The 17,830-nt window shown below is 33.2% G+C and carries 19 protein-coding genes and 2 riboswitches; of the genes, 10 read left to right on the forward strand and 9 right to left on the reverse strand.

Going from position 1 to position 17,830, the window contains the following annotated elements:
- Window positions 1–40: 40 nt before the first annotated feature.
- Window positions 41–140: riboswitch (purine riboswitch) on the reverse strand.
- A gap of 98 nt (window positions 141–238) precedes the next feature.
- Window positions 239–694, reverse strand: coding sequence for a MarR family winged helix-turn-helix transcriptional regulator (locus ACFVR2_RS21910; RefSeq protein WP_387366768.1), 456 nt, complete (start codon window positions 692–694; stop codon window positions 239–241).
- A 160-nt stretch (window positions 695–854) separates the two neighbouring features.
- Between ACFVR2_RS21910 and ACFVR2_RS21915 the strand changes: the two genes are divergently transcribed.
- Both ACFVR2_RS21915 and ACFVR2_RS21920 read left to right on the forward strand, forming a co-directional pair.
- Window positions 855–1,829 (forward strand): hypothetical protein, encoded by a 975-nt coding sequence (locus ACFVR2_RS21915; RefSeq protein ID WP_387366771.1) that lies wholly within the window; start codon window positions 855–857, stop codon window positions 1,827–1,829.
- Between the two features lie 100 nt (window positions 1,830–1,929).
- Entirely contained in the window at window positions 1,930–2,094 is a 165-nt protein-coding gene (locus ACFVR2_RS21920) for a hypothetical protein (RefSeq protein WP_387366774.1), read from the forward strand.
- A 145-nt stretch (window positions 2,095–2,239) separates the two neighbouring features.
- On the opposite strand, the gene ACFVR2_RS21925 is transcribed toward ACFVR2_RS21920, so the two are convergent.
- Entirely contained in the window at window positions 2,240–3,229 is a 990-nt protein-coding gene (locus ACFVR2_RS21925) for an NAD(P)-dependent alcohol dehydrogenase (RefSeq protein WP_387366777.1), read from the reverse strand.
- Between the two features lie 156 nt (window positions 3,230–3,385).
- Entirely contained in the window at window positions 3,386–4,582 is a 1,197-nt protein-coding gene (metK, locus tag ACFVR2_RS21930) for a methionine adenosyltransferase (RefSeq protein ID WP_098119567.1), read from the reverse strand.
- A gap of 208 nt (window positions 4,583–4,790) precedes the next feature.
- Window positions 4,791–4,905, reverse strand: a riboswitch (SAM riboswitch).
- Window positions 4,906–5,216: 311 nt separating this feature from the next.
- On the opposite strand from metK, the gene pckA reads away from it, so the two are divergent.
- Together pckA and ACFVR2_RS21940 are read left to right on the forward strand one after the other, a co-directional pair.
- On the forward strand, window positions 5,217–6,803 hold the full coding sequence (gene pckA, locus ACFVR2_RS21935; RefSeq protein ID WP_387366781.1) for a phosphoenolpyruvate carboxykinase (ATP): 1,587 nt from the start codon (window positions 5,217–5,219) through the stop codon (window positions 6,801–6,803).
- 205 nt (window positions 6,804–7,008) lie between these two features.
- A complete protein-coding gene (locus ACFVR2_RS21940) occupies window positions 7,009–7,539 on the forward strand; it encodes a hypothetical protein (protein WP_387366784.1) in 531 nt (176 codons plus the stop codon).
- Between the two features lie 65 nt (window positions 7,540–7,604).
- Here the strand turns inward: ACFVR2_RS21940 and ACFVR2_RS21945 are convergent, their stop codons facing one another.
- A complete protein-coding gene (locus tag ACFVR2_RS21945; protein WP_387366787.1) occupies window positions 7,605–8,048 on the reverse strand; it encodes a carboxymuconolactone decarboxylase family protein in 444 nt (147 codons plus the stop codon).
- Between the two features lie 238 nt (window positions 8,049–8,286).
- On the opposite strand from ACFVR2_RS21945, the gene ACFVR2_RS21950 reads away from it, so the two are divergent.
- The 4 genes from ACFVR2_RS21950 (at window position 8,287) to ACFVR2_RS21965 (ending at window position 11,519) form a co-directional block, all read left to right on the forward strand.
- A complete protein-coding gene (locus tag ACFVR2_RS21950) occupies window positions 8,287–8,775 on the forward strand; it encodes an RrF2 family transcriptional regulator (RefSeq protein ID WP_387366790.1) in 489 nt (162 codons plus the stop codon).
- A 175-nt stretch (window positions 8,776–8,950) separates the two neighbouring features.
- Window positions 8,951–9,943, forward strand: a complete 993-nt coding sequence (locus ACFVR2_RS21955; protein WP_387366882.1) for an ABC transporter substrate-binding protein — start codon at window positions 8,951–8,953, stop codon at window positions 9,941–9,943.
- A 12-nt stretch (window positions 9,944–9,955) separates the two neighbouring features.
- Entirely contained in the window at window positions 9,956–10,720 is a 765-nt protein-coding gene (locus ACFVR2_RS21960; RefSeq protein WP_335411591.1) for an ABC transporter ATP-binding protein, read from the forward strand.
- On the forward strand, window positions 10,713–11,519 hold the full coding sequence (locus ACFVR2_RS21965) for an ABC transporter permease (protein ID WP_387366794.1): 807 nt from the start codon (window positions 10,713–10,715) through the stop codon (window positions 11,517–11,519). The genes ACFVR2_RS21960 and ACFVR2_RS21965 overlap by 8 nt, the downstream gene beginning before the upstream one ends.
- 483 nt (window positions 11,520–12,002) lie before the next feature.
- Here the strand turns inward: ACFVR2_RS21965 and ytkD are convergent, their stop codons facing one another.
- Window positions 12,003–12,482: an RNA deprotection pyrophosphohydrolase gene (ytkD, locus tag ACFVR2_RS21970; RefSeq protein WP_331224092.1), complete on the reverse strand. Its 480-nt coding sequence runs from the start codon at window positions 12,480–12,482 to the stop codon at window positions 12,003–12,005.
- 166 nt (window positions 12,483–12,648) lie between these two features.
- Here ytkD and ytzI point away from each other — a divergent pair, with 166 nt between their 5' ends.
- Window positions 12,649–12,795, forward strand: coding sequence for a YtzI protein (gene ytzI / locus ACFVR2_RS21975; protein WP_387366798.1), 147 nt, complete (start codon window positions 12,649–12,651; stop codon window positions 12,793–12,795).
- A 24-nt stretch (window positions 12,796–12,819) separates the two neighbouring features.
- Window positions 12,820–13,071, forward strand: coding sequence for a membrane protein insertion efficiency factor YidD (gene yidD / locus ACFVR2_RS21980; RefSeq protein WP_387366801.1), 252 nt, complete (start codon window positions 12,820–12,822; stop codon window positions 13,069–13,071).
- 120 nt (window positions 13,072–13,191) lie between these two features.
- Here the strand turns inward: yidD and menC are convergent, their stop codons facing one another.
- From menC to menH, 4 genes are all read right to left on the reverse strand, one after another.
- A complete protein-coding gene (menC, locus tag ACFVR2_RS21985; protein ID WP_387366804.1) occupies window positions 13,192–14,304 on the reverse strand; it encodes an o-succinylbenzoate synthase in 1,113 nt (370 codons plus the stop codon).
- A gap of 11 nt (window positions 14,305–14,315) precedes the next feature.
- Window positions 14,316–15,758, reverse strand: coding sequence for an o-succinylbenzoate--CoA ligase (locus ACFVR2_RS21990; protein WP_387366885.1), 1,443 nt, complete (start codon window positions 15,756–15,758; stop codon window positions 14,316–14,318).
- A gap of 411 nt (window positions 15,759–16,169) precedes the next feature.
- On the reverse strand, window positions 16,170–16,988 hold the full coding sequence (gene menB, locus ACFVR2_RS21995) for a 1,4-dihydroxy-2-naphthoyl-CoA synthase (RefSeq protein WP_056473277.1): 819 nt from the start codon (window positions 16,986–16,988) through the stop codon (window positions 16,170–16,172).
- Window positions 16,985–17,812, reverse strand: coding sequence for a 2-succinyl-6-hydroxy-2,4-cyclohexadiene-1-carboxylate synthase (gene menH / locus ACFVR2_RS22000; protein WP_387366808.1), 828 nt, complete (start codon window positions 17,810–17,812; stop codon window positions 16,985–16,987). Before menH ends, menB begins: the two co-directional genes overlap by 4 nt.
- Between the last annotated feature and the right edge of the window lie 18 nt (window positions 17,813–17,830).

Here is a 17,830-nt window from a genome sequence, read left to right on the forward strand (position 1 = left end):
TGAAAATAAAAAAAATCCTGATTACGAAGAAGGATGTAAATAAAATTACATTCTTTTTCGTAATCAGGATTTTACGGTTCCTGGTAGAGACCCTCATACCATATCAATGAGGTTATACAAGTTTTGTATGTTGTTATATTAAAACATAATAAATGATTAGTAAGTTTTGTTCAAGCATTTCCATAATTTAACAAACAAAAGAGGGCATCGTCGAAATTCCTCCGCTTTGATATACTCTCTATTCTAATTTGCCAAGTATTCTTATGATCTTGTGCATTGAATAATCTAAATCAAGCAAGTCCTCCTCATCAAGTTGTCCAATCCGTTCACAAAAAATATGATAAAAATCTTCCCATCGTTTTGTGACAACTTTTTTTCCTTTTTCAGTCAGTATAATTTTTACACTTCGTTTATCATTCAGATCCTGAATCTTAGATACATATTCTTTTTCTTCTAATTTCATAATTAATGGAGTCATTTGCTGTTTAGAAATGCTTATATTTTGAGCTAGCTCTGTAATTGAGATTCCATCTGCTGTTTGAAACAATTCTTCTAGTATATGACTTTGTAAATGCGTTAACTCGGACTGCTTATTCTTTAAAGAATTTTTTGAGCCCGGCTTGTTAAACTTATTAAAAACTAGAGGAAGTAGTTGAATAAACTTCTCTGCAATTTGATTTGGATTTGAATTCATTTTATTACAAACCTTTCTAGGAAAAATTTAAAAATTGACATATAGTAAATAAAAGTTTATTATTTATCCGAGATATAATTCGATATTATCATATTTAAATAAATAAAACCAATTTAATAAGTAAATATCTATTTACTATTTAACTAAAGGGGTGATGTAGATGAATTCAACTGGATTAACTTTTGGTATCTATCCACTTAGCGTAGCTGGTACACCAATAGGATTAGCTACAGGTCCCGATGATAATTATGAAAAAATATCATCCGCTCTTAAAGAGCTAAAGGGTAATGCTAATCAGCTTTTACCAAGAATGTATGCTGTCTATATGGGACCAGAAACAGAAGAAAAAGTATTTAACGCTCTAAATCGATATAAAAACGCAGATTTATTAGGTGATTTAACAATAGGCTGCCTTATGGATCCAAGCCTGTCACTGGATTATTGGTTGAATTTTGTTCGTAAAGTAATTAAAGAATTTGGCATCTTCCTTGATTCCATTCAAATCACGAATGAGCCTAATTTATCGTTTATGGATGGATCTAAACCTTATGTATTAGAAGCGCTTGTACAAGGCGTTCTAACTGTAAAAGAAGAAATAGAAAAAAGCAATTTACCTATTAAAATTGGATTTGGCTCGGTTCCTGAGGGAGATAAGACCATTCCACATTTTTGGGAAAATCTAATGAAAATTGGTGGGGACGAATTAATTCATTCAATTGATTATGTAGGCCATAATTTTTATGTGGATGTATTTGAGGAACCATTAAAAATTGAAGAAGTTGCTGTTTCAGTAGAAAACATACTACGCAAATTTCGAAAAACATTGAAAAATAATGGTTTCCCTTTCACTCTTCCAATCCACATTACAGAGAATGGGTGGCCAACCGGGAAAAATCCGTTTATACAAATTGAAAGGTCATATGAGCAACAATCAATCGTACTTGAGAAAATTATTCGAACAGTCTATTCATTGCGTCAGGAACTAAATATTACTCATTATGAATTTTTTGGTTTAAGGGATGCTGATAGTTCCAAAGACGACCTATTTCATCAATTTGGAATTATGAAGGATGATTATACTATTAAGCCTGCTTATCTAATCTTTCAAAAATTAATAAATGAATTAAGCGAGTAAATCAATTACTTCTATAAATTTGAATGAAGTTAGTCAATTCGTTAAGACTAAAACAACGGAGTTTCATCGACTTTCTACTATTTATATGGAGGCAATATAATTGAGCAAAAAAAATAAACCCATCATAAACGAAGAGCAAATGAAAATACAAGCTGACCTTAATAATCTCGATCCAGGGCATTCCGTGGATGAGCACCGTAAAATTGAAACAGCTAATATAATGTTTGCTGGAGAAGAAATCCGACAGCAAAATGAAAATCTATAAAAGAAATCCCTCAAAAGGTCATTTTGAGGGATTTCTTTGTAGATAAAGTTAAAAAGTTGCACTTTTCTTTCGAGGCGCAGAGTTACCCAATATGGTAGTGAGCATGGTACAAGCAGGCAATTTTAACGAAGAAAGCGAGCGTTTGTCAACAGTCTGATATCCCTCGAATGTTAATTACGACATTCCCCTTCTTATGCCCTTTTTCTACGTAACGATGCGCTTCAACAATTTGATCAAGCGGGTAATGTCGATCAATAACAGCTTTTAACTTATCCGCTTCAATAAGTGCTTTTATATAATTTAAGTCTTCATTGTTCATATTTGCTACACCAAATATAGCTTTTTTATTACTAATCAAATTACACCATATTGCTTGAAAATAAACTGAAAGCTTCCATACAGCACTTAATAAATAGACGCCATCTTTGTTAAGCAATCTTTTACAATTTGAAAAGGTGCTTTTTCCTACCGTATCAAAAATAATGTCATAAGTTTTCTTACCCTTAGCAAGATCTTCATTTGTATAATCTATAACTTCATTTGCTCCTAGAGATCTCACCAATTCTAAATTAGATGTACTACATAATGCGGTAACTTCTGTACCAAAATATTTAGCTAGCTGAATTGCATAGGTTCCAACACTTCCTGAAGCACCATAAATAAGTACTTTTTGTCCATTTTGAATAATACTTTTCCTTAGAAAATGTAGTGCAGTAAGCGCCCCAACAGGTACTGCTGCAGCTTGCTCAAATGACATATTTATTGGCTTTTTAGCTAGAACACCTTCTTCATGTAAAGAGATATATTCAGCATTAGCCCCAAAAGTAAAACCACTATATCCAAAAACTTGATCACCTGTTTTAAAATTTCTTACGTTTTTGCCAACTGTGACTATTTCTCCTGCAAGCTCACAACCCGTTATTTTATTTTTCGGCTTAGTCAGGCCAAACATAAGGCGGGAAGGCAGCCAGTACATATAAGGAAAATCGGAGCTTCGAAGTTTTACATCTCCTGCGGTTACAGTTGTTGCATGGATTTTAATTAATACTTCATCATCTTTTATTTTTGGTTTTTCAACTTCTGTTATTTGAAGAACTTCTGGTGGACCATATTTTGTACATATAATCGCTTTCATAGGTTCCTCCATTACAAACTTTAATTTAGTCATTTAAACCTATGAAAAATGATTTTTAAGTATACCTATATGTAGAATAAAACAGATGTAATGTAATTCTAGCTAAACAAAAAAGACTGAATATAGCATATGCCATATTCAGCCTTAATCATTTTATTATAGACCTGCTTCAGTTTTTAAAACTTCTGCTTTATCAGTACGCTCCCAAGGAAGATCGATATCTGTACGGCCAAAGTGACCATAAGCAGCAGTTTGTTTGTAAATCGGGCGACGTAGGTCAAGCATTTTAATAATTCCAGCTGGACGTAGGTCGAAGTTATTGCGAATTACTTCAACTAATTTTTCTTCTGAAACTTTACCTGTACCAAAAGTATCAATAGCGATAGAAACTGGTTTAGCTACACCAATTGCATATGCTAATTGAACTTCAGCTTTATCAGCTAAGCCAGCAGCTACGATGTTTTTCGCAACGTAACGTGCAGCGTAAGCAGCAGAACGGTCAACTTTAGTTGCATCTTTACCAGAGAATGCGCCACCACCGTGACGAGCATATCCACCGTAAGTATCAACAATAATTTTACGACCTGTTAAACCAGCATCCCCTTGAGGTCCACCGATTACGAAACGACCTGTTGGGTTGATAAAGAATTTTGTGTTTTCATCAATTAACTCAGCAGGTACAACTGGTTTGATTACAAGTTCTTTAATATCATTTTCAATTTGAGCTTGAGTAGCTTCTGGACCATGTTGTGTTGATACAACAATTGCATCAATACGAACTGGTTTGTTGTTTTCATCATACTCAACTGTAACTTGAGTTTTACCGTCTGGACGTAAGTAAGAAACTGTTTCATTTTTTCTAACTTCAGTTAAACGGCGAGCAATTTTGTGAGATAATGAAATTGGAAGTGGCATTAATTCAGGTGTTTCATTAACAGCGAAACCGAACATTAAACCTTGGTCTCCTGCACCGATTGCTTCAATTTCTTCATCTGACATGCTACCTTCACGAGCTTCTAATGCTTGGTCTACACCTAAAGCGATATCTGCTGATTGCTCATCAATAGAAGTTAAAACTGCACATGTATCTGCATCAAATCCGTATTTTGCACGGTCATAACCGATTTCACGGATTGTTTCGCGAACGATTTTTGGGATATCTACATAAGTAGAAGTTGTAATTTCACCTGCAACAAGTACTAAACCTGTTGTAACTGAAGTTTCCGCTGCTACACGAGCATTCGGATCATTTGCTAAAATTGCATCAAGAATTGAATCTGAGATTTGGTCACAGATTTTATCTGGATGTCCTTCTGTAACTGATTCTGAAGTAAATAAACGACGTTGTGACATTGAGTCCCCTCCTAAATTGAATTGACGGATCTCTTTTTTCTCAACATAAGAATAAAAAGTTTGTTCCTATTCCTATGTTTCCCATTTAAGATAAAGATAACTCAGTGTAAATTACGAAATTGCCACTGTACTTAAGTTTTGAGCAAAAAAAAAGCCTTCCTCTTATCAAATATTACCTGAGGAAAGGATTCTTGGTATTTGCCTTTCGCTCTTATCGTCCAAGACATAAAAAAAAGTCTTGCATCAGGTTCAGCACCTTTCACTAAAAGTGAGGTTGCTGGGCTTCGTAGGGCCTGTATCCCTCCACCTACTCGGGATAAGAGAGTATCCGTATGAAAAGTATCATATTAAAATTTCACTTTCTTGTCAACAATTTTCATCATAACTTAGACATAATTCTACAATAACTTTATCTCTACATTCATTTCTATTTAATGGGAAATTACTAAATATTATATTTACATTTATATAACTTACTTCATTTAATAAGTAAATTTTACTCAAATTTATTTTTTAATCAAATTCATAACACATTTTGCCAACTAATAGTATACACTATTAAAATAAATGTGTTATACTATTTATCGAGATACCTACATGGCAGACAAATATATTTAAAGGATGGTATTAGTATATGAAGACAGTTGATGTAAACTTTGAATTAAACGAATTACTTACTAGTAATCAAATGTATAACCAACTAAGCGTTTCTGAGTTAGTTGAAAAAGTCCTAACAAGACAAGAAGGAATTTTAACGTCAACAGGAGCAGTTAGCGTTTCAACAGGCAAATATACTGGACGTTCACCTAAAGATAAATTTATTGTTCAAGAGGCATCTGTTGAAAATTTAATCGATTGGGGTTCAGTAAATCAACCAATCTCTGCTGACGTATTCGAAAAATTATATAGCAAAGTACTTAACTACTTAAAAGATCGTAACGAATTATTCTTATTTAAAGGATTTGCTGGTGCTGATACTGAGTATCGTTTACCTATCCAAGTAATTAACGAATTTGCATGGCACAACTTATTTGCTCATCAATTATTTATTCGCCCAACTGAGCAAGAGCTTCAAACACATGAAGCAGAGTTTACAATTGTTTCTGCTCCGACATTTAAAGCAGACCCTGTAGTTGATGGAACAAATTCAGAGGCATTTGTTATTGTATCATTTGAAAAGAAAATAATCTTAATTGGTGGTACGGAATATGCTGGAGAAATGAAAAAATCTATTTTCTCAATCATGAATTTCCTATTACCACAAAATAATGTTTTACCAATGCACTGTTCTGCTAACGTTGGTAGCGAAGGCGATGTAGCATTATTCTTTGGACTTTCAGGAACTGGTAAAACTACATTATCTGCAGATGCAGACCGTAAACTAATCGGTGATGACGAGCACGGCTGGTCAGATAATGGCGTATTCAATATTGAAGGCGGTTGCTACGCTAAATGTATCAATTTAACATTTGAAAAAGAGCCACAAATTTTCTCTGCAATTAAATTTGGTACAGTTTTAGAAAATGTAGTTGTTAAATCTGATAGCCGTTTAGCTGACTATGATGATACAACTTTAACAGAAAATACTCGTGCTGCATACCCAATGCAAGCAATTCAAAATATCATTGAGCCAAGCGTTGCTGGACATCCACATGCAATTATCTTTTTAACTGCTGATGCATTTGGAGTATTACCTCCAATCAGTAAATTAACAAAAGAGCAAGCTATGTATCACTTCTTAAGTGGATTTACTAGTAAATTAGCAGGTACTGAGCGTGGTGTTACTTCTCCACAAGTAACATTCTCAACATGTTTCGGATCACCATTCTTACCGCTTCCAGCTGTAGAATATGCAAAAATGCTTGGTGAAAAAATTGAAAAGCATAATGTAAATGTATTCTTAGTAAACACTGGTTGGACTGGTGGAGAATACGGCGTAGGTAAACGTATGAATCTTTCTTACACAAGAGCAATGGTTCACGCTGCACTTGAAGGTGATTTAAACAACATTGAAACTACACAAGATGAGTTTTTCGGTTTAGCAATTCCAACTCATGTACCTGGTGTACCTGATAGCGTATTAGTTCCTTCAACAACTTGGGAAGACAAATCAGCTTATGATCAAAAAGCTCTTGAATTAGTAACTAAATTCAAAGAAAACTTCAAAAAGTTTGAAGGCTTTGATGCTCAATTAGCTGAACTTGGTGGACCTTTAAAATAATCTAATAAATTAAAATGTAAGGGCTGTCCAAAAAGTCGGAATCTATGACTTTTTGGCAGCCTCTTTTTATTTTCAGTATTAAAAAACAACCTCACTCAATAAAAGGAAATTATTAACATTTATAGAATAGGATTAAAGTAACATTAAATAAACTGAACATGAATACTAATCACTATTTATTTATCGAATTAAATGGAGGATTAAAATGAGATCCATAAAGATATTCACTCTGATTTTTTCATTTACTGCAATTTTATTAACTTCCTTTTTTTTATTTAATACTGGTACCTCGTCTAAAAATTTAGATAAGCATGATTCACTGTCTTCTAAAGAAATTGAACCAAAAATTGAATCATTATCCAAAAGAGATTATGAGATCAAAGATTCTGTGAATAATCAATTACTTTATGGAGTGGAATATTATTTAGTCTTATCAGTACCAGAACGTTATAAAAACGATATAGAAAATGCTCAAATAGAAATCCTACTACCTAAAAAAGTCCAATCAATATTTGGAGTCAATATTGAAGAAATAAATCATAATCAAGTATACGAAACCATAAATGGAAGAGCCTTTTTTAATCTCTCTAGTTCTATTGCTACTTCAAATATAACAATAGATCAAAAAAATTATATTAAAAATAATAATGATCTTTACACTATAAAAATTTATTCTAATAAAAATAAATTAATAAAAAGCGATGTTATAAAAGTACAAAATTTTAATAAGAATTGAAAAATTTCATTAAAAAAATGAGCCAATCTTCGGCTCATTTTTTATTTTTTAATTTTATTAGGATATTATTTTTCAGCTGGTCTATTTCCCATAGAAATAGAGATACGATTCCAACTGTTAATTTGATTGATTGTGAATACAAGATTTACATATTCTTTTTCGCTAAAGTGTTTACTTACACGATTATATAGTTCCTCAGGTACACCTTTATTCGAAATCAGTGTAATATGCTCAGTTAATTCTAAAGCTGCTTTTTCTGCATCTGTGTAAAAGTCACAATCTCTCCATGCACTAACACAGTATAAACGTTGTTCAGTTTCTCCTATTTCCCTCGCTTCAGAGGAATGCATGTCAAGGCAAAATGCACAACCATTTATTTGTGAAGCACGAATTTTAATCAGTTCACGAAGTTTATCATCAATACCCGCTGATTTAATATACTTTTCCATTTCCATCATTATTTTAAGTGCTTCTGGTGCTAATTTTGAATAATTAATTTGTTTTTCCATTTTAATTCCCCCTAAAAAAGTTAATTCTAAAAATAATTAAATTAAATGTAGTTTTTGGAAATATCAAAATTAGCGACATAAGTAATCGCCGATTCATATTATCTATAATAAGTCGTTTATCTGTTTATGTCAAACTTCTTTTAACATTGAATTGCTCCTAAAAGTAAATGTTTGACAAAGAAATAAAACATTTCTAAGATTAATTAAAAATAATCTCATTTATGAAGAAGGTGTTTTCATGCAGTATAGCGTTGGAGTTGAGTATGCACTTCACTGCCTTGTTTATTTAATTGACACTCCTGAAGATTCTCCAATTGGAATAAAGGAACTATCCTTCTTTCAAGGTGTTTCAGATACATATCTTTCAAAGATTTTTAGTAAGCTGTCTAAAGCTGGTATTGTAAGTTCCGTTCCAGGAGTTAAAGGTGGCTTCAAACTTGCCAAGTCACCAGAAGAAATTTCTTTTTGGGATGTAATTGAAGCAATTGAAGGCTCTAAGCCAATATTTCAATGTAAAAATATTAAAGATAACGGATATCTTATTAGAGAAAAAGGTTGTACTCCAAGTGCCACCTGCACGATTAATTTAGTCATGCTCTCTGCCGAAGAAAAAATGCATGATTATTTACGTAATAAAACACTTTCATGGTTAAACAAAGAATTAGAAAGTGTTTTACCTAACGAAATACGGGAAGATACTCGAAAATATTTTACAAAAAGTAGATAAAAAACCTCTCTAATTTCCTAAAAAGGAAGTAAGAGAGGTTTTTTCTTTGTTCAACCACCTCAGATTACACATAAGTAACCGAGCTATTTTAGTAGAGTCCGTACTCCGCATTCACCCATTTTCTCCTATTGCATAGGCTAATTGTATATTTTCGATTAGGAGGGATTAAATGAAAATCAAATGGCTTGTTATTTTGTTTTTATTAGTTGCTTCTATTTTAGGTGCATGTTCGAAAGATAAACCTAAAGATGGTACTACAAAGGTAAGAGTTGCAGAAGTGACACATTCATTGTTTTATGCACCTCAATATGTGGCCATTAGTGAAGGAATCTTCAAAAAGCATGGTTTGGATGTTGAGATCACAACTACTGCTGGTGGAGATAAAACTATGACTGCTGTATTGTCAAACGGTGCAGATATAGGATTAGTTGGGCCTGAAACAACAATATATGTATACGCTCAAGGTGCAAATGACCCAGTAAAAAGCTTTGCCCAATTGACTCAAACTGATGGAACATTTCTAGTAGCTAGAAATCAAACTGTACCATTTAATTGGGACCAACTAAAAGGCAAAACATTTTTAGGTCAAAGAAAAGGTGGAATGCCACAAATGGTTGGCGAGTATGTCCTAAGTAAACATGGGATCGATCCACAAAAAGATTTGAACCTTATTCAGAACATTGACTTCGCAAATATCGCGAATGCATATGCTTCAGGTACTGGAGAGTATGTTCAATTGTTTGAACCTACAGCAAGTATTATGGAAAAAGAAGGAAGAGGTAAAATTGTTGCTTCATTCGGCTTGGAATCTGGAAAAGTTCCTTACACAGCTTTTATAGCAAAAGAAAGTTATTTGAAGAAAAATGCGAAAACAGCTCAGAAATTTACAGATGCAATTTATGAAGCTGAACAATGGGTTGATACTCATTCTGCAGAAGAGATTGCAAAAAGTGTTGCACCATTCTTTAAAGATACTCCCTTAGACATTTCAATAAAAGTTATTGATCGTTATAAGTCTCAAAATTCATATTCAACAAATCCAATATTAGAAGAAGATGAGTGGAATAATCTTCAAAAGATTATGAAGAACTCTGGTGTATTACCAAAAGAAGTTCCACACTCAGTTTTAGTTGATACAAAATTTGCCGAAAAATCTACGGAGAAGTAGTAGGTTAACAAAATGAGTTATCTAACAGTTAATGATATTTCTCATGTATTTTTATCGAAGGAAAAGGCAATTAAAATATTGGATGGCTTAACGTTTGAAGTTGAAAAAGGTGAATTTGTATCTGTATTAGGTCCAAGTGGCTGTGGAAAAAGCACACTTTTATCGATTATTTCTTCATTGCTTACACCATATGACGGTTCAGTAAAGTTTAAAGGTAAGCCTTATGATATAAAATCGGGAGAAATTGGTTACATGCTTCAGCATGACTATTTATTCCCTTGGAAAACAATTAAAGAAAATATCTTTCTAGGTCTTCAGATTCTAGATAAGGATACCGAAGAAAATAAAAATCGAACGCTAGAATTGTTAAATGAAGTTGGACTAAAGGATTATGAAAATGCATACCCAAGAGAACTATCCGGCGGAATGAGACAACGCGTTGCATTAGTGAGAACTCTTTCTACAAGTCCATCAATTGTATTATTAGATGAACCATTTTCCGCTCTAGATTATCAAAATAAAGTAAAGCTTGAAGAATTAGTTTTCAACTTATTTAAGAAGTTAAATACTACTGCTATCTTAGTAACTCACGATATTGAAGAAGCAGTAGCCATGTGTGACCGGGTTATAACGCTAACAAATGCTCCTACAAAAATATCAAAAATTTTCAATTTACCAGAAGAATTAAGTATTCGCTCCCCTTTTGAAACACGACACCAATCACTCTTTTCTTCTTATGTTTCTGCGATTTGGAAGGAGTTGGAGAAACGTGGCTAAAGTAAATGACGAACTAAAATCCTATCACGCCAGTATCGTCAAAAAAAATCGCCGTAAAAAGCTACTCATATTTTTCTTCCAACTATTAATTATTATTGTCTTTTTTATAGCTTGGGAGCTTTTAAGTCATCGAAGAGTAATTGATCCTTTATTGTTTAGTTCACCTACTAAAATTTACGATTTACTCAGTGCAAAATTGGGAGATGGCTCTATTTATCATGATGCTATGACTACAATCACTGAAACACTCGTTGGATTTATTTTAGGAACAATTATCGGGGTCATTCTGGCAATCATTCTTTGGTGGTATCCATTTGCCTCAAAGGTACTTGATCCATTCTTAGTAGTCTTTAATGCCATGCCAAAAGTCGCGCTTGGTCCAATCATCATTGTAATTTTTGGTCCTTCATATTCGTCCATAATTGCAATGGGGATCATAATAAGCTTTGTCATAACAGCGCTTGTTATTTATCAAGCCTTCTTACAGGTAGATGAAAATTACGTAAAAGTCATTAAGAGTTTTGGTGCTACTAAAACTCAAATCTTTAAAAATGTCATCTTTCCTGCTAGTATACCTACCGTCATTTCAACATTAAAAGTAAATGTCGGATTAGCTTGGGTAGGAGTGATTGTCGGAGAGTTCTTAGTTTCAAAAAGCGGACTTGGCTATTTAATCGTTTATGGTTTCCAAGTATTTAATTTCACTCTTGTTCTAATGAGTGTATTTATCATAAGTGTATGTGCTGGTTTGATGTATATTATTGTTGAATTTATTGAGAGAAAAACAGTAAAGAAATAATTTAAGATAAAAGTATTGGAAAAGTTTAATATAAAGAAGTTCACTTAAAATAGTAAGCTTTTTTTACGCTGTTGAAAAAGAGATATCAATTAAATTGTTGGATTGATCATTGATAAGTAAGTTGTGTGATATTGATTTCCACTACAGGCTCTAGATAAAAAATAATAATCTTAAATACAATAGAATAGTCAATTGAATAATGCATTACCCTTTATTAATCTAATTGTAAGTTATGATGACGCCTTACACATCTTTACAAATATTGATTGTCAAAAAAGATTATTTTAATTTTTTTGCAAGTTAGTTATAACACTTTAAAATAAAACAAAATCACTTGTTTACCAATAAAATTGCTCAAACAGATTAATATTTAGAATCATTTATAGATCATGAACCTCTCATGAGTAACCTTTTTTCCTTTTTTTCCTGTTTTACTTACTCATGAACCCCATATGATATATTTCAACACTAAAAATGCTCACCTTATAAAAGTGAGCTTTTTTTAGTATTCAAGTAACTTAAACTTTGTGAAAATACTTCGTCACGCATGATAAAACTAAATCGGCGATCTTTTTTTATGTTTGGTGGAAACTCGTCTAACAATACAGGGCCGTTTGTTTCAAAATAGTGCTTTTGGGTTAAAAGTTCTCCTATTTCGGCAAAATAAATATTTTTGATGATAATTTTATCCTTACCTGTAACACGGTATTGCCCTAAATATTTAATTTTAGATACATTTCCACCTGTTTCTTCTAAAACTTCACGTTTAGCTGCTTCTTCAGGTGATTCGCCTTCCTCGACTTTTCCGCCTGGGAATTCGTATCCTCTTCTTTGATGGTCTGTGAGTAACCATTGATCATTGTATTTACAAATAACCCAAACATGTTTTGGATCGGGTGAAAATGGATGTTTCTCAAACGATAATTCAACTGTATTATGGTAAAAATCTTTAAATATGTACATTTTAACCTTCCTACATTCATACTTGTTTTTCCATTGTACTATTTCTATTAAAATGTTTCATCATTATTAAAATAATATTCCTGAAACTTTATGAAAATATTTGATTGCCTTGCATATTGGACAGTATACTATATCATAGTAGTATAACTATTTAGGAGGATATAGTATGACTGGAGTATTTGTTGTTAGTGGAATTATTATCGTTGTTGTGTTCGGTGCTTTCGTTCTTACTGTAAATAAAGGCTATGGTGTACAACATAAAGTCGATAAGCTAGAAGACGTAAAAATGAAAAATAACCATGAAGAGAAATAATTCTAGCAGACGAAAGGTTTGTATATGAATAAAATTTTAATTGGAATCATTAGATTTTATCAAAAATGGATTTCACCTGCAACGCCACCATCATGTAGATTCTATCCAACTTGCTCAAGTTATGGACTAGAAGCAATACAAACCCATGGTGCGCTTAAAGGAACTTATTTAACGACTAAAAGAATACTTAAGTGTCACCCACTACATCCAGGTGGATATGATCCTGTACCTGATAAAATAAATAAGGAAACAAAAAATACGGTCAAAGAAACTTGAAACGAATAACAAGTTTAATTTGATCGTATTTTTTTTAGGCTATTTCTGTATAGATTGAGTGTGTTGAATTCCTAGACAGAATGCGCGATTTGCAGTGTAAGATCTGAGCTAACAAATCTTCTATTTTTGAGAAGAATATTTATAAATCTTTTTAGAAATACTTCGGATTCTCTCTTCATCCACTTCTACCCCTAAACCAGGACCAACTGGTACTTTAACTTTTCCATTTATTAAAGCTACCTCTGGAAAAATGAGATCATGCTCCCAATGTCTAGATGAAGCCGAAATATCTCCTGGTATTGTAAATCCGGGAAGAGATGCTAATGCAACGTTTTGAATTCTAGAAATCCCTGTTTCAATCATGCCTCCAACCCAAATTGGAATATTTTTTTCCACACAATAATCATGAATTTCAATTGATTTAGTTAATCCTCCGACTCTCCCAGGCTTTACGGTAATGATTTTGCAAGCGTTTAATTCATACGCAATTTGAACATCCTCTAAGGAACATATACTTTCATCTAAACAGACTGGAGTAAAAATTTCCTTTTGAAGAATGGCGTGCTCGATGAATTGGCGTTCGCCGAAGGGCTGTTCAATCATTAACAGATTAAATTCATCTAATTTTTTTAGTTTCGGAATGTCTTCAATCGAATAATCTGAATTGGCATCAATCATTAGAGGGATTGTTGGATAGCTTTTTCGTATAGTTGATACAATTTCATAATCATTTTCTTTTGAAACTTTAACTTTAAATCGTTCATATCCTTCTGCTATATATGCACCAATTTGTTTCAACATTTTTATTGGCTCGTCTATACTAATGACAACCCCAACTGGTATATCTGCCTTATTGCCCCCTAAAGCTTGTGCTAAAGTGATTGAATTTAGTTTACTATACAAATCCCAATATGCACCTTCAAGCCCAGATTTAGCCATTTGATTGCCTTTAAATTGATTTAATAGGATCGCGATTTCACTGGGATGATTAAACTGTTTATTTAATAGGATTGGTATAAAGAAATCATTTAAAGTATGAAGAGCTGTTTGAATCGTTTCCTCGGTATACCAAGGCTCTGAAAAAGCAACGACTTCTCCATAACCGCATATTCCATTAGCATCTAAAATTTTAACAATAATACTTTCACGTTTTTCATATGTACCATAGCTTGTTTTAAAAGGTATTTTTAAAGGCTGTTCAATTAAAAATAATTCAATTTGCCAAATCAACATATTTATTCCCCTTATAGAAGCTTAAGTAGCTCTCTTCTAACTAGCTTGTTTGTTGCATTTCTTGGTAGGTTGTCCACATAAAATATTTCCTTTGGTATTTTATACCCTGCGATTTTATCTCGACAATACTCGATTAGTTCTTCTTGTGACGGAGGATTAGAGGATTTACTTACAACAAATCCAACAGGTACTTTCCCCCAATTTGGGTCTTCTTTACCTGTTACGCCAGCTTCAATGATATCTGGATGCGATAATAATACTGATTCAATCTCTGCTGGATATATATTCTCTCCACCGGAAATAATTAAGTCACTTCGACGGTCAACTACAAATAAAAAACCATCCTCATCTACATAACCCAAATCTCCTGTATATAGATACTCAGACGAATCAGATAACTTAGCGAGTTTATAATAACCTTTACTCACGTTTGGCCCTTTGACTACAATTTCTCCTACTTCTTTTGGTAAACAAGTTCGATGATCGTCTCTTATTTCTAGCGTACATCCAAATAAAGCTTTACCTGCGGAACCAATTTTAGAAAGCATATATTCAGGAGAAAGCGTTGCAATTTGTGAACAAGTTTCTGTCATTCCGTAAGTTTGATATACTGGCACATTTAATGCTCTTGCCTTTTGTAAAAGAGGTAATGGAGCAGGTCCTCCACCAAGTAAAGCTGCCCTTACGCTGTTTAAATCATTTGTATCCTCAACAATCGTTAAGAGGTCATTTAATACTTTTGTTACAACAGATAGTATTGTTACATTATGTTTTTTGACACATTCCTTAATGGTATGTGCATCAGCTTTATTCGTTAACACAATTTTCATGCCATAAATCGCACTTTTATATACAGTAGATAAGCCACCTACATGGAACATTGGCAAACAAACTAGCCAAACATCTTTATGATCTAATCCTAAATTTAATACTGAAGCAATTGCACTGCTCCAATGATTAAAATAAGTTTGTAAAACTGCTTTTGGGAAACCTGTTGTACCAGATGTGTACATCATAGTTGCGATTTTATCTCCATCAAAGTTTGACTTAATCGGAAATTCTTTAGAACCACTGTTTTCCATTTCATTTCTATTTAACAGTTTTATATTTTCAGGTATCTTCAACGTATTTGAATTCGCTACGATTAAAAATTCAGAATCACTATTTTCTAATTGATACACTATTTCGTCATGACTTAATCTTATATTCAGTAAAATTGACGTCGCTCCAATATAATGAAGTGCATAAACAACTTCTATAAATTCAACGGAATTATTCATTAAAACCGAAACGTGAGATCCGTCTTTTATGCCACAATGGTGAAATTTGTATGCAAGATTTATAACTCGTTCATGTAAATCCTTAAACGTAATTTCTTTCCCATCTGTTGCAATTGCTATTCGATTAGGAGTTAATCTGACTCTCTCAAGCAAAAAATTCGGAATTTGGTTCATCAAAAAACACTTCCTGACTATTTTCAAAATGTACAAAATTTCATTTAAAGAAAACTCTCCGATTGGCGAGCCTTTAGGCGAAGACAGAGGCGTAGTTGCACTTATACTTAATTCCTAAAATGGGCAACTACGTCGGTTTCTTCTCCGCTGCCAAATTTTACTTTCTTAATGTGCAAAAAAAGCTTGATGATTTCTCATCAAGCTTTCAGACTGTTGGCAAACGCTCGCTTTCTTCGTTGCTTCGCCTGCCTACGGTGCTCATTACCGTCAAAGGTAACTCCGCTCCTCATCAAGCTTCGCGCCTCGAAAGACAAGCGTTTTCAATCAGTCTGAAAATCAAACTTTTAGGATATTTTGATTATAAACTGAAAAGCTTGATGATTTCTCATCAAGCTTTTATCATCTTTCAAATCAAGGAAAACGTGGGAACTTATCGAAATCTGGTGTACGTTTTTCTTTAAATGCATCGCGACCTTCTTTTGCTTCCTCAGTTGTGTAGTAAAGAAGTGTTGCATCTCCAGCTAGCTGTTGAAGTCCAGCTAAACCGTCTGTATCTGCATTCATTGCTGCTTTTAAGAAGCGAAGTGCAGTTGGACTTTTTTCAAGCATTTCTTCAGCCCATTTAACTGTTTCAGCTTCTAATTCTTCTAAAGGTACTACTTTATTAACTAAGCCCATATCTAATGCTTCTTGTGCATTATATTGACGGCATAAGTACCAAATTTCACGAGCTTTTTTGTGTCCTACTATACGAGCTAAGTAGCCTGAGCCATAACCAGCATCAAAGCTACCTACCTTTGGACCAGTTTGTCCAAATTTAGCGTTTTCAGCTGCGATTGTTAAGTCACATACTACGTTTAATACGTTACCTCCACCAATTGCATAACCAGCTACCATTGCGATTACAGGTTTTGGAATAACACGAATTAAGCGTTGTAAATCTAATACATTCAGGCGAGGAATGCGGTCTTGTCCAACATAACCACCGTGTCCGCGAACACTTTGGTCTCCACCAGAACAGAATGCTTTTCCACCTTCACCTGTTAAAATAATAACACCAATTTTTTCGTCGTCTCTTGCATAAGCAAAAGCATCAATCATTTCTGATACTGTTAATGGTGTAAATGCGTTATGTACGTGCGGACGATTGATTGAAATTTTAGCAATTCCATTATATGTAGAATATAAAATTTCTTCATATTTTCTTTCTTGTACCCATTCAATAGTCATGAAATTTCCTCCTTTTCACTTTTCAATAAAAACCCAATTACTATTGTAGCAAATTTTTCCGAATGTTCCACATGAATTGCATGGCCTGCATGTGGAATTTTAATAATTTCGCTTTTTTCTAGCTTCTCGTTCATTTTCCCCATTATTAAACAAAACTTTTCATCATATTCTCCACAAACTAATAAAGTAAGTTTTTTAAATTGCTTCAAGTAGCTCCATAGAGATGGTTGAATGCCCGTCCCCATCCCTTTTAGACTATTACTTAACCCAATTGGTGACTGATTTAATCTTCCTTGTTTAATCTTTTGTTGTGACTCTGATGTCAAATACTTTTGAGTTGAAAATAACGGAATGTTTTCCCAATAATTAACAAATACTTCAATACCTTCATTTAGGATCATTGAAGATAAATGATCGTCTTGTTCGATTCGAGCTAATCTTTCATTTTCAGTTATAAGACCAGCCGTGCAGCTTTCTAAAATAAGCGATCTAATTTTTGTTGGATAGGCTAAAGCGAAATAGAGGGCTAGTCTACCTCCCATCGAATAGCCTAATAGATGCACAGAATCAATTTGCTTTTGTACTAAAAAATCATGTAAATCTTTAGCAGCAAACTCCATTCTATACCGCTCATCATTAATTGGACAATCTGTCATTCCATGCCCTAATAAATCAATTGCTATTACATGATAATTTCTTTCTAGTTTACTTATTAAACTTCCCCATGTATCCTTTGAACCTGTGAAACCATGCAATAATAGTATTGTTTGCCCTTGGCCAGATTCAATATATGAATATGTGACTTCATTTATTTTAATTTCCATGAACAAGAACACCTAATT

The sequence above is a fragment of the Gottfriedia sp. NPDC057991 genome (assembly GCF_042886615.1).
Classification (GTDB): domain Bacteria; phylum Bacillota; class Bacilli; order Bacillales; family Bacillaceae_G; genus Gottfriedia.